General features: G+C 43.5%; 19 protein-coding genes. 15 read left to right on the forward strand and 4 right to left on the reverse strand.

Annotation, left to right across the window (positions count from 1 at the left end; all coding sequences use genetic code 11):
- The first annotated feature begins 84 nt into the window (after nt 1-84).
- Complete coding sequence (locus AB5Z52_RS06655; protein ID WP_288551598.1) at nt 85-342, forward strand: GyrI-like domain-containing protein; 258 nt, start codon at nt 85-87, stop codon at nt 340-342.
- 81 nt (nt 343-423) lie between these two features.
- Here the strand turns inward: AB5Z52_RS06655 and AB5Z52_RS06660 are convergent, their stop codons facing one another.
- Complete coding sequence (locus tag AB5Z52_RS06660; protein ID WP_005471785.1) at nt 424-1599, reverse strand: AI-2E family transporter; 1176 nt, start codon at nt 1597-1599, stop codon at nt 424-426.
- Nucleotides 1600-1769: 170 nt separating this feature from the next.
- On the opposite strand from AB5Z52_RS06660, the gene AB5Z52_RS06665 reads away from it, so the two are divergent.
- The gene (locus AB5Z52_RS06665) at nt 1770-1973 is read left to right on the forward strand and encodes a hypothetical protein (RefSeq protein ID WP_003127523.1); all 204 of its coding nucleotides are present in this window, start codon (nt 1770-1772) and stop codon (nt 1971-1973) included.
- Nucleotides 1974-1990: 17 nt separating this feature from the next.
- Nucleotides 1991-2203, forward strand: coding sequence for a DUF2922 domain-containing protein (locus tag AB5Z52_RS06670; protein WP_003127524.1), 213 nt, complete (start codon nt 1991-1993; stop codon nt 2201-2203).
- Between the two features lie 210 nt (nt 2204-2413).
- Here AB5Z52_RS06670 and AB5Z52_RS06675 read toward each other — a convergent pair whose 3' ends face one another.
- Nucleotides 2414-2779, reverse strand: a complete 366-nt coding sequence (locus AB5Z52_RS06675; RefSeq protein ID WP_003127525.1) for a PaaI family thioesterase — start codon at nt 2777-2779, stop codon at nt 2414-2416.
- A gap of 126 nt (nt 2780-2905) precedes the next feature.
- On the opposite strand from AB5Z52_RS06675, the gene menB reads away from it, so the two are divergent.
- Genes menB through menC form a run of 6 tightly spaced genes read left to right on the forward strand, consistent with a single transcriptional unit; the run spans nt 2906 to nt 10161 of the window.
- Entirely contained in the window at nt 2906-3721 is an 816-nt protein-coding gene (menB, locus tag AB5Z52_RS06680) for a 1,4-dihydroxy-2-naphthoyl-CoA synthase (protein WP_003127527.1), read from the forward strand.
- Nucleotides 3721-5223 carry an o-succinylbenzoate--CoA ligase gene (menE, locus tag AB5Z52_RS06685; RefSeq protein ID WP_288551599.1) on the forward strand — a complete coding sequence of 501 codons (1503 nt, stop codon included), beginning with the start codon at nt 3721-3723 and terminating at the stop codon, nt 5221-5223. The genes menB and menE overlap by 1 nt, the downstream gene beginning before the upstream one ends.
- The gene (locus tag AB5Z52_RS06690; protein WP_288551600.1) at nt 5162-6538 is read left to right on the forward strand and encodes an isochorismate synthase MenF; all 1377 of its coding nucleotides are present in this window, start codon (nt 5162-5164) and stop codon (nt 6536-6538) included. The genes menE and AB5Z52_RS06690 overlap by 62 nt, the downstream gene beginning before the upstream one ends.
- On the forward strand, nt 6516-8234 hold the full coding sequence (gene menD / locus AB5Z52_RS06695; RefSeq protein ID WP_288551601.1) for a 2-succinyl-5-enolpyruvyl-6-hydroxy-3-cyclohexene-1-carboxylic-acid synthase: 1719 nt from the start codon (nt 6516-6518) through the stop codon (nt 8232-8234). Before AB5Z52_RS06690 ends, menD begins: the two co-directional genes overlap by 23 nt.
- Complete coding sequence (menH, locus tag AB5Z52_RS06700; RefSeq protein WP_003127531.1) at nt 8218-9036, forward strand: 2-succinyl-6-hydroxy-2,4-cyclohexadiene-1-carboxylate synthase; 819 nt, start codon at nt 8218-8220, stop codon at nt 9034-9036. The genes menD and menH overlap by 17 nt, the downstream gene beginning before the upstream one ends.
- Nucleotides 9037-9057: 21 nt before the next feature.
- A complete protein-coding gene (gene menC / locus AB5Z52_RS06705) occupies nt 9058-10161 on the forward strand; it encodes an o-succinylbenzoate synthase (protein WP_288551602.1) in 1104 nt (367 codons plus the stop codon).
- A gap of 119 nt (nt 10162-10280) precedes the next feature.
- On the opposite strand, the gene AB5Z52_RS06710 is transcribed toward menC, so the two are convergent.
- A complete protein-coding gene (locus tag AB5Z52_RS06710) occupies nt 10281-11807 on the reverse strand; it encodes an AMP-binding protein (RefSeq protein WP_003127533.1) in 1527 nt (508 codons plus the stop codon).
- A gap of 345 nt (nt 11808-12152) precedes the next feature.
- On the opposite strand from AB5Z52_RS06710, the gene AB5Z52_RS06715 reads away from it, so the two are divergent.
- The 3 genes from AB5Z52_RS06715 to AB5Z52_RS06725 all read left to right on the forward strand — a co-directional run bounded on the left by AB5Z52_RS06715 (nt 12153) and on the right by AB5Z52_RS06725 (nt 15856).
- A complete protein-coding gene (locus AB5Z52_RS06715; protein WP_003127534.1) occupies nt 12153-12806 on the forward strand; it encodes a GntR family transcriptional regulator in 654 nt (217 codons plus the stop codon).
- 118 nt (nt 12807-12924) lie between these two features.
- The gene (locus tag AB5Z52_RS06720; protein WP_003127535.1) at nt 12925-14136 is read left to right on the forward strand and encodes a glycine betaine/L-proline ABC transporter ATP-binding protein; all 1212 of its coding nucleotides are present in this window, start codon (nt 12925-12927) and stop codon (nt 14134-14136) included.
- Nucleotides 14129-15856, forward strand: coding sequence for an ABC transporter permease/substrate binding protein (locus AB5Z52_RS06725; protein ID WP_005471796.1), 1728 nt, complete (start codon nt 14129-14131; stop codon nt 15854-15856). Before AB5Z52_RS06720 ends, AB5Z52_RS06725 begins: the two co-directional genes overlap by 8 nt.
- Before the next feature lie 126 nt (nt 15857-15982).
- On the opposite strand, the gene rnhC is transcribed toward AB5Z52_RS06725, so the two are convergent.
- Complete coding sequence (gene rnhC / locus AB5Z52_RS06730; RefSeq protein WP_288551603.1) at nt 15983-16918, reverse strand: ribonuclease HIII; 936 nt, start codon at nt 16916-16918, stop codon at nt 15983-15985.
- A 205-nt stretch (nt 16919-17123) separates the two neighbouring features.
- Here rnhC and zapA point away from each other — a divergent pair, with 205 nt between their 5' ends.
- From zapA to AB5Z52_RS06745, 3 genes are all read left to right on the forward strand, one after another.
- Nucleotides 17124-17564 (forward strand): cell division protein ZapA, encoded by a 441-nt coding sequence (gene zapA / locus AB5Z52_RS06735; protein WP_003127539.1) that lies wholly within the window; start codon nt 17124-17126, stop codon nt 17562-17564.
- Between the two features lie 23 nt (nt 17565-17587).
- Nucleotides 17588-18142, forward strand: coding sequence for a CvpA family protein (locus AB5Z52_RS06740; RefSeq protein WP_003127541.1), 555 nt, complete (start codon nt 17588-17590; stop codon nt 18140-18142).
- A gap of 72 nt (nt 18143-18214) precedes the next feature.
- Complete coding sequence (locus AB5Z52_RS06745) at nt 18215-20578, forward strand: endonuclease MutS2 (protein WP_279282466.1); 2364 nt, start codon at nt 18215-18217, stop codon at nt 20576-20578.
- The last annotated feature ends 43 nt before the right edge of the window (nt 20579-20621 follow it).

The raw sequence follows: 20621 nt of genomic DNA on the forward strand, positions 1-20621 counted from the left end.
AATTCGAAACGAAGTAGATAAAAAGCTGTTCCAAGCTCGAGTTACGAGTTTGGAACAGCTTTTGTCTACAGTCTGAATCGTTTTTTGGAACGAATTCGTTTCGAAGAATACCAAGAAGGCTGGTCCGTGCAAGCTTGTCACATCGGTCCTTTTGACACAGAAACAGAAACGTTTGCGAAAATGCAAGACTATTGCGAAGCCCACGATCTATCAATTGTTCCCACGATGGGCAATTATCAGCATCGGGAGATCTATCTGTCAGATCCGCGAAAGACAGCACCAGAAAAAGCAAAAACAGTCTTACGCTGGCGGGTAGCCAAAACAAACAAAGAATCCGCTTGATCCATTTAACCGTTGGTGTACTTAATGAAAACACGTAATGAAAAGAGAGAGAACCGCGCTTAAGCGATTCTCTCTCTTTTACTACTCATCTTTTAAGTAGTCTTCACTGGTGAATTCACTGTGAAAATACTTGCCTTCGTCGCCGTAATAGGTATTGTACCGTTGCTTGAATTTGCGGAATCCATACACCACTAATACTTTTAAGAGACAGTAGATCGGTATTCCGAAAATGACACCTACAATCCCCATCAAATCCCCCATAACTAATAAAACAACGAGAATCGTGATCGGATGGATCTGCAGACGATCTCCCATTACACGAGGAACGACCAAGTCACCATGAAGCAGCTGTACGGCGAACCAAGCAATCAGGAATTTGATCAGCATTCCTGTTGAATCTTGTGCTGCGATGAAAAGGGCTGGGAAGAAGACGATAAATGGACCGATATATGGAATGATACATAAAATTCCGGCAGCGATCGCCAAGATACTTGCATATTCTAAACCAATCAGCAAAAAAATCACCCAATAAATTCCGCCTAAAATAAAGGAAGAAATAATCTGTCCTTTCAGAAAGGCACCAACTTGTAGGTCAGCGATCTTTACGATCGTGTTGAAATCTTTACGAAATCGCGGTGGTACGATTGACAGGAGAGAATAATAAAACTTGTTTGGATTTCTTAGTAAGAAAAAAGCAATGATCGGACCTGTAAACAATGCGATAAACAACGTTGAGATCGTCGAAAAGATACTGCTAAGCCCTGCAGCACCGGTTTGCCAATAGTCACCAATGAAATCCATGATATTGTTGGCAACTTTTTGAAGAGTATCCGTGATCTGATCGATCTGAGCACCAAATGGCGTATTCGCTAGGAATGAGTCAGCGTTTCGCTCGAAATCAGCAATCAAATCTGGGAATTGATTGATCAAATCGGTTGTTTGTTTTTGGATGATTGGATAAAGCTGAAACCCAGCCAAAACGATCACTAAAAGAATCAGAAGATAGATCCCGCCAATGGAAACAATGCGGGGAATCTTTTTCGTTTCTAAGCGATCAACTAACGGATTGAACAAATAATACAAGATCAGGCCGAATAAAAATGGTGGAATAAGAGTAGAAATAATGACAAAAAAAGGATCAAAAAGAAACGAGATTTGTTTAAGTAAAAAAGCAGCGATCGCACAGAGAATGATCAATCCCAGTACATAATAGCTGGTTTTTCCTCCTAAAAATTGGATTAAACGGTTTTTTTTCATAGAAGAGCCTCACTTTCTTAGCCTCATTATAACGAAAGCAGCACTTTCTGTAAAAAAAGAGCGAGTCAAACCAATTTTATTTTTTACTTTTGCTTATTTGATTCGTTTATAGATATGTAAGGGCGCCACTTACGAAGCAATCAAAATACAATAGAGGAGGAAAAGAAGCGATGAAGACCAAAACCACCACAAGGCTGACGATTCGAATCCAAGCACCAGATGCAGAAAAAACTGTCAGTCAGACCGTCAATCAAGTCATGAATGCTCCAGAGGAGGCTAAGATGTTAGCGTTTGGTGAAGCCATGGCAGGATTTTCTAAGAATGCGTCTTTGGCTGGCGTGGTAGAAACGATCCAGAATGAGTACGTAAAATAACGAAAGGAGAGAAAGCGATGAAAAAGCTTCATGCATTATTTTTGACTAGCGAGGGCAAAAAACACACATTGCAGCCAAAAGTTTTTGATGAAGAGATAACGGCAGAAGCAGCACGAACAGCAATGGAGAATATTACAAAAATCGGTATCTTTGAATCAGATGGTGTCCGTTATTACAATGAGCTGTCTGGCGCCAAAATCGTAGAGACGATTGAGACGCCATTGTTTTGAAATAAGTTGAAGTAGAACGTTCATCAAGAAATGCTCGACAATCAAAAGGGACTGTGCCATAAGTCAGTATCCAACAAGTTAAACCGAATAATAGTCTGTTGCTAGCATAGATTCCTCTGACTTTTGCGACGAGGAGTCCCTGCACCGCAGGAGCAATAATCATTAATGTTCGGCTAGTGTTACTTGTAGGAGACTTATGGCACAGTCCCTTTATTTGGTGACGGCAGTTAATGTACAACGTCCGACAGCCGTTTTCGTGCCATCGGATTGTCTGATCGTAGCTTGCCAAGTTTGGATCTTTCCACCGATTCGATCAGGGACAGCTTCCACAGTAACAGTTCCTTGTTTGACCGCTTTTAAATGATTGACTTGTAGATCAATCGCGGCGGCAAATTGGTCTTCAGCTACGGCTTGATTTGCCCCCAGACTACAAGCTGTTTCAATCAAGACGGCATTGATACCACCGTGCAGAAGACCAAAAGGTTGTTTATGCTGATCGGTGACCACTAAAGATAACCGAACCTGAGTAGCGGTTGTTTCTTCGATCTGGATGCCTAAATAGTCAAGTAAGTTCATAGAGTTCCTCGTTTTCTGAGAATTTGATGATTTGATTATAACAAACGTTTGACAGAAAGCAATTTCTAACGAAATTCGCTCAGAAATGTGTATAATGGAAACATGTGACATAAGGAGGAACCTGTAATGAGAGAATGGAAAACCTTAAAAGAATACGATGAAATTTTATTTGAACAGCATGGTAAAGTGGCGAAGATCACGATCAATCGTCCAGAAGTCCACAATGCCTTTACACCGAAAACGGTGTTTGAAATGATCGATGCTTTTTCAATCAGTCGCGATGAACCTGGCATTGGTGTGATCATTCTAACAGGAGCTGGCGACAAAGCTTTTTGTTCTGGCGGCGACCAAAAAGTTCGCGGACATGGCGGCTATGTTGGTGAAGATCAAGTTCCTCGTCTCAATGTGCTGGACTTGCAACGTTTGATCCGGACATTACCAAAACCGGTGATCGCTATGGTCAAAGGTTGGTCTATTGGAGGCGGAAACGTGCTGCAGCTGGTTTGTGATCTAACGATCGCGGCAGATAATGCGAAATTTGGTCAAACAGGACCGAATGTCGGCAGTTTCGATGGTGGCTACGGTTCAGGCTATCTTGCTCGAACGATTGGCCACAAGAAAGCCAAAGAAGTTTGGTTTATGACGAAACAGTATACAGCAGAAGAAGCTTTAGCAATGAACTGGATCAATACAGTCGTTCCTCTTGATCAAGTGGAAGATGTGACGATGGAATGGGCAGAAACGATGCTGCAAAAAAGCCCATTGGCTTTGCGCATGATCAAAGCCTCAATGAATGCCGATACAGATGGGCTAGCCGGAATCCAACAACTTGCTGGCGATGCGACCTTATTGTATTACACAATGGATGAAGCAAAAGAAGGCCGCGATGCGTTTAAAGAAAAACGTCAGCCTAATTTCGACCAATTCCCTAAATTCCCTTAATGAATGGTAGTTGGCTGCAACGGCAAGCACAACTTCATCCAGAACGACCAGCTTTTTATTGGCAAGATAAAAGCTGGTCGTTTGCTGCCTTGCAAAAAGAAGTCACGGCTTATGCTTGCTATTATGAACATCGGATTCCTCAAACAATCGAGCGAGTAGCGATTTTAAGCAATAACTCTCCTGAGATGTATTTCACGATTTTGGCACTTTGGGAATTAGGAAAACAAATTCAGTTCTTAAACACTCGATTGACTGAAAAAGAGCTGTACTATCAATTAACCGATGCTGCCTGTCAGTGGGTAGTCACCAATCGATCGCTTTCCTTGCCGAGAATCAAGTTCCTGCCTTTTGGCAAATTGCAAGAACGTTTTTTTTCTGCGCCGATTTCGATTTACCAAAAAACACAAGTTGCATCGATCATGTACACTTCTGGCACGACGGGTAATCCCAAAGGAGTGCCTCAAACATTTGGCAATCATTTTGCCAGTGCACAAGCCACGCAGATCAACTTGTCGGTGACTGCTGACGACTGCTGGTGTTGTGTCGTTCCGTTGTATCATATTAGCGGTTTATCAATTTTGTTGCGTTCCTTGATTTTAGGGATCAGTGTTCGATTATATGATCGATTCGATGCGCAGCAAATCGCATCAGACCTAGCTGCTGGTAAAGGAACGGTGCTCTCGTTAGTGACCAAAATGCTGATCGATCTTTTGCCTTTGACTGGAGACAATGGTTACCCTTCATTGCGCTATATTCTTTTAGGTGGTGGTCCGATTGCCAGATCAGTCTTGATGCAATGCCAAGACAAGTGCTTATCAGTTATTCAATCCTATGGGATGACTGAAACTTGTTCGCAAGTCGTTGCTTTGCCTCCAGATAAAGCCGAGGAAAAAATTGGTTCTGCTGGATTACCATTAGCCCAAGTCAATTTGCGGATTCAGTCGCAGTCTTTGAAAGAATCTGTTATCGAAAAAGAAGGAAAACTGGGGGAAATCCAGTTGCAAGGACCTGCGATCGTTACGTGCTATTTGAATGATCGCGGGTTGGAGCAGTGGACGCAGGATGGCTGGTTTGCCACCGGTGATCTTGGCTATTTGGATTCTGAAGGGTATTTGTATGTGGTATCTCGTTTGAGCGAATTGATTATTTCCGGTGGCGAAAATATTTATCCAGCTGAAGTTGAACAGGCATTAGTTAGCCACCCTGCAATTGAAGAAGCGGCAGTGGTGGGCGAGCCAAGTGGAGTGTGGGGACAAGAGCCAGTTGCTTATCTTACACTCAAAGAGCCGATTACATTACCAGAATTGATCGCCTATCTAACCCCACAGCTTGCTCGGTACAAACACCCCCGTCGCTATTATCAAGTAAAAGAAATGCCGCGTACCGCTAGCGGGAAAATAGTAAAGCGTGTATTGCTGACAGAAGAAAGAGTGAACTACATTGAACAGCAAATCAAAGAAGGAGTATCAACATGCATTAGCTGCTGGCAAAAAGGTGTTTAGTCATTATTACCCACTTGCACCTTGTGATTTTGTTCAGTTATATGCTGCTGCCAGTCAATTTATTGGTGAACGTTATTTTTGGCGATCATCAGATCAAGCAACCTGTTTTTTGGGTATCGGCAGTGTGAAACGGTACGCGAACCCATCATTGATTGATTTTGAGCGGCAGCGTCGAAACCTTAAAAAGCAGCATTTTCAACCAAATACGGACCAAATGGCTGCTACATTATTAGGGGCTTTTGCTTTTGATGAACAAAGCCAAGGAGCAGCAGAATGGGGCACAATCGGCAATGGTCTTTTTGTGTTGCCGAAAATTCTTTTTAGAAAAATAAATGATGTGTATGGTGTGATCTTGACCGTCGAAGCGAAGGATACGAATGACGTGGAAACGCTGTTCGGACAGTTTGCTGATTTACAACAACTCGTTGAGCAATGGGGAAAGCAAGCACAACAGCCTGTAGGGGCTTGTTTGTTGCAGCAAACAGAATTAGACGTACCACAATGGGTAAAAGCGGTCGATGAGACAGTCGCTGCGATCCGCTCTGCAAAAACGCCTTTGGAGAAGGTTGTTTTAGCTCGGCGAATGAAAATCACTACTAAGAAGGAGATTGATTCCTTTGCGGTGTTGGCCAGTCTTGCAGAGCAACAAACCAATACCTATCTCTTTGCTTTTGAAGACGAGGTTTCGTTTATTGGTGCCACACCGGAGCGCTTGTTAAAGGCGACTGCCAGTCATTTCGAGACAGTCAGCATTGCAGGGTCTGCGCCTCGAGGCAGCACACCAGCAGAAGATCAGCAAATAGCTGATGCATTATTAACTGATCCCAAAAATACCCATGAGCATCAAGTAGTTGTCAATCGTCTGGAGCAGGCGTTGTCTTCCTTATTGGCGGAAGGGTTCCATTCAGAGGCGCGATCGATCATCAAGAATCGCGACATTCAGCACTTATTCGTGCCTTTGTCTGGCAAGCGGAAGCCCGCTGTTTCTTTTTTAGAAGCAGTGGCTAAGCTGCATCCAACACCAGCCCTAGGTGGGGAGCCAAAAGCTGATGCGCTGGCATGGATTCGTAACCACGAACCTGCGCGTCGGGGATTATATGGTGGACCAATCGGGTGGCTAGGTATCCAAGAAGATATCGGAGAATTTGCAGTAGCGATTCGTTCTGGTGTTTTTCATGGGACAGAAGGCATCCTTTACGCAGGATGCGGGATCGTCGCCGATTCTGTTGCAGAAGAAGAGCGCCAAGAGACAGCCTTGAAATTCCAACCTATGCTAAGAGGAGTGATAGAGAATGAATCAGCAAGTCATGACTGACTACTTGTTGGCAGCAATCCATGGGTTTAAAGCCGCTGGAATAAAGCGAGCGGTGATCAGTCCCGGATCGCGGTCGACACCGTTGGCATTGCTTTTGCATCGGGATCCAGAAATCACTTGTTGGATCGATGTCGATGAACGTTCAGCAGCTTTTTTTGCGTTGGGAATGACCAAAGTCGATTTGCAGCCGACACTTTTACTATGTACATCAGGTACTGCTGCAGCCAATTACTATCCAGCAATTTGTGAGGCGGAAGCCACAAATTTGCCATTGATCGTCTTAACTGCTGATCGGCCACCAGAACTACGTGGTGTTGGTGCACCGCAAGCCATGGATCAGCAAAGTCTGTATGCTTCTCATGTAAAAAAAATGGTAGAAATGACTGTGCCGGAGAATACACCCAACATACTGAAGTACAGCTTTTGGCAGGCTGCCGCGACAACGATCGAAGCATTAAAGCAGCCACGTGGTCCCGTACACCTGAATTTTCCTTTGCGGGAACCATTACTGCCTGACTTCACGCGGACTTGTTCGATCCAACAAAATATCGCTTACCTCCCTACACAGCAATCGCTACCTGCAGCTGTATTGACAGAACTGGCACCATTGTTTATGAAAAAAGGGCTCCTAGTGGTAGGTGAAAGTTTGACACCTTCTGAAGCAGAAACGCTGCATGCGCTTGCCAATCATCTTGGCTGGCCGCTAGTGGGGGATCCACTGACAAATTTGGCCACTTGCGGGGAAACGTCGGCTCATTTTCTCCCACAGGCTGATTTGATTTTTCCACAACTAGATGCGGACTTTATTCCCGAAGTCGTTATTCGTTTTGGTCGCTTGCCAGTGACCAAAAATGTCTTGCTTTGGTTAAGCGGTCTGCCGGAAGGCATCGACTGGCTTTTCGTGGATGAATCTGGACAGTGGCAAGATCAATTGCATCGCTCAGCCTTTTTGCTACAGCTTACGATAGAGGATTTTGTGGAGCAAGTAAGCAAGTTGCCTAGCAGACCACAACCAGAATGGTTTCAGCCATGGCAAAAGCTGCAAGCCGTCGCTGAGGAAGCATTGGCAACGACTCATTCTTTAACGGAGTGGAATGAAACTGCTGCTGTACGGATCTTGCAACAAACATTGGGACATGATGCCCAATTGCTCTTAGCAAATAGTAATGCGATCCGCTTTGTTGATCGATACGGAACGGTTACAGGTAGTGCTTACCAAGTATTTGGCAATCGCGGTGTGAATGGTATCGATGGGTTGATATCGACCGTTGCTGGGATCGCAGCTGCCAGCCAAAAACCGACCTATTTATTGATTGGCGATCTAGCTTTCTTTCATGATATGAATGGGCTGCAATTGCTCAAACAATATCAGCTGCCAGTCACGATCATTTTACTGAATAATAACGGTGGGGGGATTTTTTCCTTCTTATCGCAAAATACCTTGTCAGAAAGTGACTTTGTGCCGCTATTTGGCACCCCGTTGGATCTTGACTTTCAGCAAGCTGCAAAACTTTATGGCGCGAAATGGCACGCTCCAGCAACTTTGACTGATTTTGCCTCCCAAATCGAGCAATCATTAACGACGCCTTGTTTTCAGATCATTGAAGTAGTTGGCCTGCAAAAAGATCCTGTGATCGCTTGGCAAGCGTTGCAACAGGAGTTTCAGGAAAGGATCTCCAATGAAAATAAACGTTAACGGTGTGAACTATTTGTATCAGTGGTATCGACCTTATCTGGCTGATCTGCCGACCCTCGTAGTTCTGCACGGATTTACTGGCACTTCAGATTCTTTTCGCCCAGTGTTTGCTCAAGAAACGTCCTTCAATGTCTTAGCAATCGATTTGTTGGGTCATGGTGGTTCCGCCAGTCATGTGCACCCGTTACGCTATGAGATGATTCAGATGGTAACGGATCTGGCAGAATTGGTGGATCGTTTAACGGTTGACCGTTATTATCTTTATGGCTATTCAATGGGTGCTCGTACGGCATTGGCATGGACGGTTGCTTTCCCAGACAAGATCGCTGGCTTGATCATGGAGAGCGGCTCTCCGGGACTGGAATCAGAATCTGCCCGCAGTCTTCGCCGACGCAATGATCAACGTTTGGCGATACGATTGATTCAGCAACCGCTGGTTGACTTTGTTGATTATTGGCAAGAACTGCCATTGTTTGCTAGTCAAAAACGATTACCAAAGGAAATACAGCAGCAAGTACGAGCGACGCGTTTGAGCCAACAGGCGTTTGGTTTGGCGATGAGTTTGTACTATAGCGGAACAGGAACACAACCTAGCTTCTGGCAAAATTTGGCAGACATTCAGTGCCCATTTCTGGTTCTCACTGGAGAATGGGATGAAAAATTTTTCCTGATCGCTAAAAAAATGCAGCAGCAACAACCAGCGTTGACTATCCTCTCGGTGTCAAAAGCCGGTCATTGCGTGCATTTGGAATGTCCAGATGTAGTGGCAAATGAAGTGCATGCTTGGTTGACCGCACACTGATATTGGAAAAGGAGAGCGCGTATGAAAATCGTCAAAGCAGAACGGATTGCTTGTCGACTCCCATTGAGGCAGCCTTTTGAGACGAGTTATGGTCGCTTGACGGAAAAAGCATTTGACCTGCTTGTACTGACCGACCAAGACGGAACCGTAGGTGTTGGAGAATTGGTGGCTTTTCAGCAACCAGATTATATTGAAGAAACGTTGGCTTCAGCTCGAGAAGTCATTAGCAAGTTCTTATTCCCATTGCTGACAGGAAACATCGATCATCCGCGAGATGTTTGGACGTTATTTCAAACAGTTCAAGGAAATTTTATGGCCAAATCAGCAGTTGAAACGGCGATTTGGGATTTATATGGCCGCCAAAAACATTGCAGTCTGACCTCTTTTTATCCAACAACAAGAGACAAGCTTGCTGTAGGGGTCAGTGTGGGGATTCAAGCATCCACAGAACAGCTAGTCGCACAAGTCGCTGATTATGTAGCGCAAGGATATCAGCGAGTAAAAATCAAAATCAAGCCGGGAGTCGACTTAGAGCCGTTGACAGCCGTTCGGGAAACCTTTCCCGAGCTATTGCTGATGGCTGATGCGAACGGCGCTTATGAAGATCAACCGGAAAAGATTCTCGCATTAGATGAATTGGGGCTGGCAATGATCGAGCAACCGTTGAAGATCCGGGATCTAGTGGGGCATCGCCGTCTGCAGAAGCAGTTAAAGACGCCGCTATGTTTAGATGAAGATATACGTACTGCAGAAGATGTCGCTGTTGTTGCCTCATTAGATAGTTGCCGAGCAATCAATCTAAAAATTCCGCGAGTGGGAGGAATCACCGAAGCGATGCGAATTGTTTCAGCCTGCCAACATTATGGATTGGATGTCTGGCTAGGTGGAATGTTCGAATCAGGAGTGGGACGAGCGTTGAATCTGCAGTTTGCCAGCCAAGCTCCCTTCCACTTCCCTGGTGATCTATCTGCTTCTGATCGTTATTTTTACGATGACATCGTCACTGAACCTGCGAAGATCAAAAATGGCTGTTTTCAGGTGCCTGTTGGTGTGGGAGCGGGCTTCACACTAGATGAAAAGAAAATAGCTAACTATTGTGTTTCCCGTACTCGTTTGTTAGGTTGAACTTTAGAAATAGTTTTTGATCAGCAGATCAATTATCAAGCAGCAAAAAGCACCTTCTCGCTTTTAGAGAGGGTGCTTTTTGCTGTTATTTGGATAAAAGGGCGTGCAAGCGCCTGTTGCTAAGCCTGTTCTTTAAATTCTTTCTCAATTTGCAAACGGCGAACTTTCATTGTTGCTGTACGAGGGATCTTTTCAAAGTCCCAGAGAATTGGCTGATTCAAACGAGGAAGATCTTCTACTGCTTGCCACCAAGCTGTCCAATCCATTTCACGGTTTGGTGCTAAGGCAATGATCGGTTGCGGTGAATTTTCTTTGTCACGAACGATGACCACTTCAGCTAGAAAATCCAATGTATCTAAAAGCAGATCTTCTAAAGCTAAATTACTATCGATGGATTCAATCAGATCCACTTGGCGGTCTTTCAAGAATAAATGCCCTTCTTCATTCATGCTGCCATAATCGCCGCTATCCCACCAATCTCCATAAACATTCTCAGTAAAACGCTGATCTTCTTTATAATAAGTCAATGCCCGTCCTTTGGATAGGAAGTGGATATGTCCGTCTGTATTTGCAGGCAACTCATTGCCGTCAGCATCTGCGATTCGTGCTTTGGTCAAATCGCCTAAACCAATCCCCATATCGCGAGCATCATTTGATTGTATACTTTCTAGCGTATGTGCTTTCAGGATCATTGGGCCGCACTCGCTTTGGCCGTATACTTGCAAGAAGATGGCATCTTGATTGGCAGAAGTTTGTAAGAAAGCTGCCATTGTTTGATTATTGATGGCATCGAATGTGGAGTGATAATACCGTATTCCAGCAAAAGCTTCAGGGTGTTCTTCTGCAACGAATCGCCATTGCACGAAGTTATTTGGGTGTGTCTCTAAGGCGATCGGTGGATTCTCTTTCAACATCCGAACGACGTGAGGACCATTCGCACTAGCAAGAGGCATCATTGGAAAGCCCATAGACATCAAAGAAGAGATCCCAATATTGAAGCGAGAATGAACCGGTGAAATATGGAACGCCACTAATTTTGTTTCTGCGATTTTTGTGAAGACAGTTCGCTGCCACTTTGTCCGCCACCCCATAGAATTGGCCGAGTGACAAATCAATTTTGGTATTCCTGTTGTGCCTGAGGTGTGGGTCATATAAGAAATTTGATCGTGAGGCAATTCGGTTTGGCCAACAGGTTCAGCTGGTTGCAACAATAGATTGCGGACAGCAATCTGCTTGTTCGGGCTGCTGTTTTTGACAGCTGCCACTCGGTTTTCTGTCTCTTCATCAAAAAGGATATAAGGATCTTCTAAGCGGTCAACAAAGACTTCGATCGTTGAAGCTGGAAAATGATAAGAAATCATTGCTGGGACAGCGCCTAAATAAGCAGCAGCTGTAGCTAAAAGATACGTATCAAATTTTGATGATTTATAGATAATGATTTTATCTCCGGCTTGGACGCCAAGGTGGGCAAGTTGATACGCCCGCTTTAAGATTATTTCATGACTTGAATGATATGTGCTGCGGTAACCCAATTCAGGAAAAGCTGGCAAGATCTCATCATGAATGATTGGGACGTCTGGATAAGCCTCCGCCGCATCGCGGTAATTGGTATAAAGATTCAATGGTTGATACGCTAAAATAGACAAAATAACACACTCCTTTAAATTGATGACGGTGTTTTGTTAACTTCGATGGTTAATAAAGTCACCTTTCTCAAACTATGGTTCATTTTAACATAGCGTTTTTTTTAAGAATAGTTACTTTGGGATTTTTTTCACATAACGTCTTAAATCAACTGACTTACAAGCCGGGTAGGGCTATTTTGAGACAATCAAGTTTGATTAGTGATACTCGATTGGTATGTTTTGATTGGCACAAGGGCAACCGAGGATAGTTAGAACAAAAGATTCTATTGCGAACATCAGCAGGACGATAGTTGTCAGTATGTCTTTTTATTGCTATCATGAAAAAAAAGACAAAGGAAGATCCCGATGGCCAAAAAGATACAAAATAAAAAACATGTTTCGCTTCCTCGATACCAGCAGATCGCTGTGGAGATCGCGGAAAGAATCGTGGAAAATCGCTACGAAGTTGGACAAAAGGTTCATGCCCGTTCGACATTAGCCAGTAACTTCAATGTGTCGCCAGAAACAGCCCGTAAAGCAATCAATGTCTTGGTCGATTTGGGGATCATGGATGTCCGTCATGGGAGCGGCGCGTATATTGCCTCAAAAGAAAAGGCGCAATCTTTTTTGGATCAGTACAAAGATGTTCAATCGATCCAAGAGATTCGTAAAGACATTTTAGAAAGCGTTGAACGGCAACAACAAGAGCTGGATAATTTTTCGGAACTATTGAATGTTTTGGTTCGGCAAACGAAAAAAGTGCATAATATGAGCCCTTTTCTGCCATTTGAATTGTTATTGAAAGAAGATGCACAGCACTTAGAGAAAAGTGTCCACGAGCTGAATATTTGGCAAGTAACGGGAGCAACCATCGTGGCAATCCAAACGGAACAGGAGTTATTGCTCTCACCAGGCCCTTACGCCAAGTTTAGTGCCGGCAATACGATTTATTTTGTCGGAAATGAGTTGGCACTACAACGTATGACGAACTTTTTTTATCCACAAGACTCCGCTAATTGAAGAGCGAAAGATTCCATTTCTAAGAAGAGATGGAATCTTTTTTTGACAAAGTGACCACATACTGTTAGTATAGTATGGTCACTTTCGTGAAATTTTTCAGAAAAAGGAGTCAGTATAAGTGAGTAAAGTTAAAGTTGCACATTTAACGAAAATCTTTGGCAAGAAGAAGCAACAAGCGTTTGCCATGATTCAAGAACAACGCAGCAAGAATGAAATTCTAGAAAAAACTGGGGCCACTGTTGGCGTCTATGATGTGAATTTTGAAGTCAATGAAGGAGAAATCTTTGTGATTATGGGACTTTCTGGTAGTGGGAAGTCAACCTTGATCCGTTTATTGAATCGGTTGATCGAACCATCCGGTGGGGACATTTATATTGATGGGGAAGACATTGCGAAGATGAGTAAAGAAGAATTACGTGAAGTCCGACGCCATAAGATCAACATGGTTTTCCAAAGCTTTGGTTTGTTCCCTCACCGAACGATTCTTGAGAATACAGAATATGGCTTAGAGGTGCGAGGGGTTCCCAAAGAAGAGCGAGTAGCCAAAGCCGAAAAAGCTTTAGCTAATTCTGGGCTATTATCTTTCAAGGATCAATATCCTGATCAACTGTCTGGTGGGATGCAACAACGGGTTGGTTTGGCGCGAGCATTAGCAAATGATCCAGAGATCTTATTGATGGACGAAGCATTCTCAGCGTTAGATCCGTTGATTCGTCGTGAAATGCAAGATGAGTTGTTAGAATTACAAGCCAATGTCCAAAAGACAATTATTTTTATCACTCATGATTTGAATGAAGCCTTGCGAATTGGTGATCGCATTGCTTTGATGAAAGATGGACAAATCATGCAAATTGGGACAGGAGAAGAGATTCTGACCAATCCTGCGAACCAATATGTGAGAGATTTCGTCGAAGATGTCGATCGCTCGAAAGTTTTGACGGCTCAAAACATCATGGTACCAGCACTAACGACAAATATCGAAATCGATGGGCCAAGCGTTGCGCTAAATCGAATGCGTAAAGAGGAAGTTAGTATGTTGCTGGCGGTAGACAAAAAACGTCATCTAAAAGGTAGTTTGACAGCTGAGTCGGCTCGCGAAGCACGCAAAAACAATTTGACCCTAAAAGAAGTCATCGATAAAAATGTACAAAAAATCGACAAAGATATGCTAGTGACGGATATTTTCAATTTAATTTATGATTCCCCGACACCGTTAGCGGTGGTTGAAAATGATCGTCTGATCGGTGTAGTTATTCGAGGCAGTGTGATCGAAGCACTGGCAGAAACGGATTCATCAGTGACAGAGGAAGGAGTGGTCGTCAATGGGTAATTTTCTTCAACAAACGATTCCAGTTGCTGATTGGGTAGAGTCCTTTACAGATTGGCTAACAGGAACTTTTAGTGGGCTCTTTTCCGCATTGCAGTCTTTTGGTCAGTTCGTGATGGATGGAATGACCAATACTTTGCTTTTTGTGCCACCACTAGTCATGATCTTGCTGCTGACAATCGCTGCATTTTTTGTTTCAAGTAAAAAATGGGGGCTGACGGCATTTACATTTGTCGGGCTACTGTTTATCTACAATCAAGGTTTGTGGACTGATTTGATGAATACTGTCACATTGGTTCTGCTCTCTAGTCTGGTATCGATCATTATCGGTATTCCCCTCGGAATCTTAATGGCAAAAAGCGAAAAGGCGCAAAGCATCGTTACGCCAATCTTAGATTTCATGCAAACGATGCCTGGCTTCGTCTATCTGATCCCAGCAGTCGCTTTCTTTGGGATCGGCATGGTACCAGGGGTTTTTGCCTCAGTGATTTTTGCATTGCCGCCGACTGTACGGATGACTAATTTAGGAATCCGTCAAATTTCTCGTGAATTAGTCGAAGCTTCGGATTCCTTTGGGGGAACTGGCTGGCAGAAATTGGTCAAGTTAGAATTGCCATTAGCGAAAAGTACGATTTTAGCAGGTGTCAATCAAACCACGATGCTTGCTCTTTCAATGGTAGTGATTGCTTCGATGATCGGTGCCCCTGGTCTTGGACGAGGTGTCCTATCTGCACTGCAGCGGGCACAAGTCGGAAATGGATTTGTTAGTGGGGTTTCATTAGTGATCTTAGCGATCATTATGGATCGGTTTACCCAAAACTTGAATAAACCCGCTCATAAGAAAAAAGCCGTGTCCGCGAAAAGCCGCAAGCAAAAACGTCTCTTTGGCGGGATCGCTGCCGCAGCTGTTGTTGCGCTGATTGGTGCTTCTGTAGCTTTTGGTCGTGTTTCAGACAATAAAGGAACAGTCAACTTAGCATATGTCGAATGGGATACAGAAGTGGCTTCCACTCATGTGGTAGCTGAAGTGTTAAAAGAAATGGGCTATGAAGTCAAGACGACACCATTAGACAATGCGATCATGTGGGAATCTGTGGCTAAAGGCGAAGTTGACGGGATGGTAGCTGCCTGGTTGCCTTCAACTCATCAAGCTCAATATGAACAATATAAAGACCAAGTAGAAAATCTAGGACCAAACTTAGAGGGAGCTAAACTGGGAATTGCAGTTCCTAGCTACATGGCAGTTGACTCTATCGCAGATCTATCGGATGAGGCAGGAAAAACGATCACGGGAATTGAACCAGGTGCAGGTGTGGTCGCTGCTGCTGAAAATACAGTTGCAACATATGATAATCTTTCTGATTGGAATGTGGCGACATCTTCTTCCGGGGCAATGACTGTGGCGTTAGGACAAGCCATCAAGAATAAAGAAGACATTGTGATCACTGGCTGGTCGCCTCACTGGATGTTTGCAAAATATGATTTGAAATATCTAGATGATCCTGAAGGAACGATGGGAGAAGCGGAGAGTATCAATACGATGGTACGCCAAGGATTAGCTGATGATCTGCCAGAAGTTTATGAAGTACTGGATAAATTCAATTGGACACAAGAAGATATGGAAGAAGTCATGCTGGCAATCAACGATGGAACTTCTGCTGAAGATGCTGCAAAAGATTGGGTAACCAATCACCCAGAAGAAGTGGCAGCTTGGACGAAGTAAGTCAATGAAGCATGAAAGGATCAGATAAATAAACAAAAAAAGAAAGTTTCGCATCTAGACTCGGTGGCCGAGTTCAGGTGTGAGACTTTCGTTTTTTTCACTGTCTACTGACTGTCTACTGACTGTCTACTGATAGTAGCCAGCAATTTTTTGTGCTTTTTCAGTATTGGCGAAATGCAGTTTGGTATACTTCGCTAATAAAGGCATTCCGCCTTTTTGCAAAAGCTGAGCAGCGACCTGATCGGATTTGCTGCCGGCACCCGAAGGAAGCTGTAATCCAACTTCTTGTGAGGCCTTCTCTAGTTCCTCCAGAAAAACAGTGCGGCATAGAATGGAGGCCGCAGCCACTGCTAAATGATATTGCTCCCCTTTTGTTGCAAAAAACAATTTTTCTGTGATTTGATTTTTTTCTGATTTTAGATAGGTACGGTAATTTTTTTCGCTAGTGAATTGATCAATCAAGATGGCATCCGGTGTTTTTGGTGCGATTTTTTGCAACAGTAGCCGAATGGCTTGATTGTGTAGCGCAACTTTCATTCGAACGGTGTTGTATTTAGGTTGGATCTCATTGTATTTAGTTGGTTCAACTGTCAGTAATTGATAAGGCACAAGTTTTTTTATTTTTGGGGCCATTGCCCGAATTTGTGGATCAGTCAACATTTTGGAGTCTTTGACACCTAATGCTTTCAATGCGGGTAGCTGATCTTTACTGGCATAGACAGCGCAAACGACTAAAGGACCAAAATAACTGCCATTGCCAACTTCATCACTACCAACGACACTCCACTGTGAAAAGTCAGCAGGCAAGGAGGATGAAGGAGCCTTGTTGTTCGTATTTGCTGTTTTGGACAAGTCGGCGGAATTGCTCCAACGAGCTGCTTCAGCTTCTGCACCACTGCCTTGAAACATCACTTTACCAGAAGTATAAGCGGTGATGGTCGTTTGTTCTATTTTGGCAACAAACACGGTATAAGGAACTTTTTTATTCAACAGCGCTTGCTGATAGAAGTTCATCATTTCTGCGATAGTTTTTTGAGATACTTTAATGACGATATTACTCATTGTCTTCCTCCGATATACATACTGGTTATTTGAATAGAACATCTTCTTAGATTCTACCATAGGTAAAAATTTTACGAAGCCTCTTTCTAAAAAAACGATTGGCATGGAAATTACACTAGAAATCACGTATAATAGGTAGGAGTTTGCGATACGCGTGCAGAAAGTGATAAAATAGTACAGAACAGCAATGGGAGGAATCTTTCCTATGACGGAGCAAAAGAAACGTTATAAAGCAGTAATCGCCAATCAAAGCTACACGATTATTGGGCGTGAAAGTAAACAACATATGGATATGGTAACGAAATTAGTCAATGACCAATTGACAGAAATCATGGGGCTGTCTTCTCAAGTCGATAAAGAGCAAGCAGCAATTCTATTAGCAATCAATGCGATTTCTGATCAGTTGAAAAAACAAGAGCAAGTATTAAGTTTGCAAAATAAGGTAGAAGAGTTACGCAGTCAAGCGATTAAGGCGACCGAACTAGAGAATCGGATTAAGCGAATCGAAGCGATTGAGTCTGAAGCGCGCCAAGTATTGGATGAGACAGGTCGCGGAGATGTGGAGATCCATAATCATGTGGAAGCTCAACAAATACTAAATGAACAACGTAAGCGCAAAATCCAAGAAAAAGCAGCTCATGGTTAAGTAGGCGCGGAAAGGACTCTGAAATGATAGGATTTTTGGTTCTGGTTCTTTTGTTAGCGGCATTTTATGGTGGCGCGCGGCGAGGGACTTCATTGCAGCTGGTCTCCGTTTTAGGATACCTTTTTTCTTTTTTAGTTGCAGTGGCAAATTACCAAGCTTTGGCAAAAAAAATTGAATTATATGTTCCTTATATGTCTGTGACCGCAGACTCAAAGTTGGTCTTTTATAACCTAGATCTTGCTCTAGACCTAGACAAAGCGTACTATGCAGCTGTCGCTTTTATTATGATTCTTTTTGCTGGCTGGTTAGTGACAAAATTGATTTGCATTTTTGCAAATGGACTGCGTTTCAAACGTCTGCGTTTTTTGAAAGGCTATGATTGGGTCGTAGCAGGGATCTTGAATACGCTATTAGTTTATCTGAATATCTATTTCTTTTTTATGATCCTCTCGATGATTCCTTTAGCGACTATCCAAAATTTGTTTGATAAGAGCAGCACGGCACACTTTATCGTTGAAAGTTCGCCAATCATTTCTGATTACTTTTACCGTTTGTGGATCACTAATGTGATTGGTTAGTATAAGGCAGCTGGTCATTAGACCCATGCTGCTTTTTTTCTTAAGTAAAAAAATGAAAAAGTAGGTGAGACTATGAATAAAAAAATTCTTGATGTTTTAGCTTTCGATCAAGTAAAACAATTGGTTGGGCAGTATCTAGTGACCGCCCAAGGGAAAGAAGAATTAGCTCAATTAGCGCCATCAGCAGATGCTCAGCAAATTTCCACTTGGCTGGCTGAAACAGAAGATGCGTTAAAAGTACAGCGATTGCGGGGCGGTATTCCTGTACCAAAAATTGAAAATATTCGTCCGCAAATGAAACGAATTGAAATCGGAGCGGACCTTAATGGTTTAGAATTAGCGCAAGTAGGTCGAGTGTTGGTGACAGCCAATGAATTGAAGCGTTTCTTTGAAGATCTATCAGACAGCGAAATCGAGTTCGAGCGACTGTATGAATGGGAAAAGCAGTTAGTAACGCTGCCCACGCTTAGCCGTCGCCTGAAAGAAGCAGTGGATGAAGACGGTCGGTTGACTGACGAAGCATCTCCAGAGCTACGTGTCATTCGACAAAATATTCGTCGTTCTGAACGAACGATCAGAGAAACGTTAGATAGTCTCGTACGTGGCGGAAATGCCAAGTATTTGAGCGATACCATTGTCACGATGCGAAATGAGCGCTATGTGATTCCGGTGAAGCAAGAATATCGTGGCGTGTTTGGCGGGGTCGTGCATGATCAGAGTTCTTCTGGGCAGACATTATTTATTGAACCAAAACAAGTGGTGGATCAGAATAATCGACTGCGCCAACATCAAATCGCTGAGCGTACGGAGATTGAACGAATCTTAGCGGAACTTTCTGCAGAGCTAGCTCCTTATCAACGCGAAATTCTGCACAACGCCTATGTGATCGGGATGATGGACTTCATGAATGCCAAAGCACGTTTTGGGAAAGAATTGCAGGCAATCGTGCCGGCTATCAATACAGATAATCATGTCGTTTTCAAACAAGCACGTCATCCGCTGATCGATCAAGAAAAAGTTGTACCGAATGATATTGCTATTGGTGAAGACTATCAAGCGGTGGTAATTACCGGTCCGAATACTGGTGGGAAAACAATCACCTTGAAGACGCTGGGATTGCTTCAAATCATGGGGCAATCTGGATTGCCGATTTTAGTCGATGAAGAGAGCCAAATGGGCATTTTTCAAGAAATTTTTGCTGATATTGGGGATGAGCAATCCATCGAACAAAGTTTATCTACCTTCTCTTCTCACATGACGACGATCGTCGATGTTCTCAAAAAAGTGGACCATACAAGTTTAGTTTTATTCGATGAACTGGGAGCTGGGACCGATCCGCAAGAAGGCGCGGCGTTAGCGATTGCTATTCTTGATGAACTTGGTGCACGCTCTGCCTATGTGATGGCGACGACTCATTATCCGGAATTGAAAGTGTACGGTTACAATCGTGCCAATACCATCAATGCTTCAATGGAGTTTGATGTCGATACCCTAAGCCCAACATATCGTTTGCTGATCGGTGTGCCTGGTCGCAGTAATGCTTTTGAAATCTCCAAACGTCTGGGCTTGGACATCCAGATCATTGAGCAAGCCAAGCAAATCATGGATGGCGAAAGTCAGGACTTGAATGAGATGATCGCCGACTTAGAAAACCGGCGCAAGATGACCGAAACAGAGTATTTGGAAATGCGGCATTATGTAGAAGAAGCGGAACGGCTGCAAAAAGAATTGAAACAAGCATATAACTTTTTCTTTGAAGAACGCGAAGCAGAACTAGCAAAAGCCCGCAAGAAAGCAAATCAAATCGTTGAAGAAGCAAAAGAGGAATCGGAAAAAATCATTTCGGATATCCGCAACATGCAATTGAGCAGCGGACAGAGCCATGTCAAAGAACATGAGTTGATCGCAGCCCGCACAAAATTGTCTGATCTTCATCAAGAAGAACATTTGCAAAAGAACAAGGTCTTGCAAAAAGCCAAAGCTGCGAAAACACTGAAGGTCGGCGATGAAGTGTTAGTTACTTCCTATGGTCAGCGAGGAACTTTGATCAAAAAGATGGGACAATCACAATGGCAAGTGCAATTGGGAATCTTAAAAATGACGCTGCCTGAATCAGATCTACAGCCGGCAGCACCTGTCAAAGAACCTGTGCAGCGCGTCGTTCATACCGTCCGTTCAGCGGAGTCTTCGCATGTTCCTAATCAGCTGGATCTTCGTGGCAAACGCTATGAAGAGGCATTGAATGAAGTTGATCAGTATCTCGATGCGGCGATTCTTGCTGGTTACCCACAAGTGACGATCGTTCACGGAAAAGGGACGGGGGCATTACGGCAAGGAATTACGGAATATTTGAAAAATCATCGTAGTGTCAAAAGTTTTGAGTTTGCACCGGCAAATCAAGGTGGCAATGGGGCGACCATCGTAAAATTTAAATAATCGTTAAGGCTTCTTACCTTTTGTAAGCAGAGGATTTCAAAAA

The organism is Enterococcus sp. RTP21361st1_A6_RTP21361_211029, from assembly GCF_040910045.1.
Taxonomy (GTDB): Bacteria; Bacillota; Bacilli; order Lactobacillales; family Enterococcaceae; genus Enterococcus_D; species Enterococcus_D gallinarum.

Coding starts and splice junctions, on each gene's coding strand:
- rnhC (WP_288551603.1), bottom strand. CDS start 16,918: ATGAGTAATATCGTCATTAAAGTATCTCAAAAAACTATCGCAGAAATG.
- AB5Z52_RS06715 (WP_003127534.1), top strand. CDS start 12,153: ATGGCCAAAAAGATACAAAATAAAAAACATGTTTCGCTTCCTCGATAC.
- AB5Z52_RS06660 (WP_005471785.1), bottom strand. CDS start 1,599: ATGAAAAAAAACCGTTTAATCCAATTTTTAGGAGGAAAAACCAGCTAT.
- menC (WP_288551602.1), top strand. CDS start 9,058: ATGAAAATCGTCAAAGCAGAACGGATTGCTTGTCGACTCCCATTGAGG.
- menD (WP_288551601.1), top strand. CDS start 6,516: ATGAATCAGCAAGTCATGACTGACTACTTGTTGGCAGCAATCCATGGG.
- menB (WP_003127527.1), top strand. CDS start 2,906: ATGAGAGAATGGAAAACCTTAAAAGAATACGATGAAATTTTATTTGAA.
- AB5Z52_RS06665 (WP_003127523.1), top strand. CDS start 1,770: ATGAAGACCAAAACCACCACAAGGCTGACGATTCGAATCCAAGCACCA.
- AB5Z52_RS06675 (WP_003127525.1), bottom strand. CDS start 2,779: ATGAACTTACTTGACTATTTAGGCATCCAGATCGAAGAAACAACCGCT.
- AB5Z52_RS06740 (WP_003127541.1), top strand. CDS start 17,588: ATGATAGGATTTTTGGTTCTGGTTCTTTTGTTAGCGGCATTTTATGGT.
- AB5Z52_RS06725 (WP_005471796.1), top strand. CDS start 14,129: ATGGGTAATTTTCTTCAACAAACGATTCCAGTTGCTGATTGGGTAGAG.
- AB5Z52_RS06670 (WP_003127524.1), top strand. CDS start 1,991: ATGAAAAAGCTTCATGCATTATTTTTGACTAGCGAGGGCAAAAAACAC.
- menE (WP_288551599.1), top strand. CDS start 3,721: ATGAATGGTAGTTGGCTGCAACGGCAAGCACAACTTCATCCAGAACGA.
- AB5Z52_RS06745 (WP_279282466.1), top strand. CDS start 18,215: ATGAATAAAAAAATTCTTGATGTTTTAGCTTTCGATCAAGTAAAACAA.
- menH (WP_003127531.1), top strand. CDS start 8,218: ATGAAAATAAACGTTAACGGTGTGAACTATTTGTATCAGTGGTATCGA.
- zapA (WP_003127539.1), top strand. CDS start 17,124: ATGACGGAGCAAAAGAAACGTTATAAAGCAGTAATCGCCAATCAAAGC.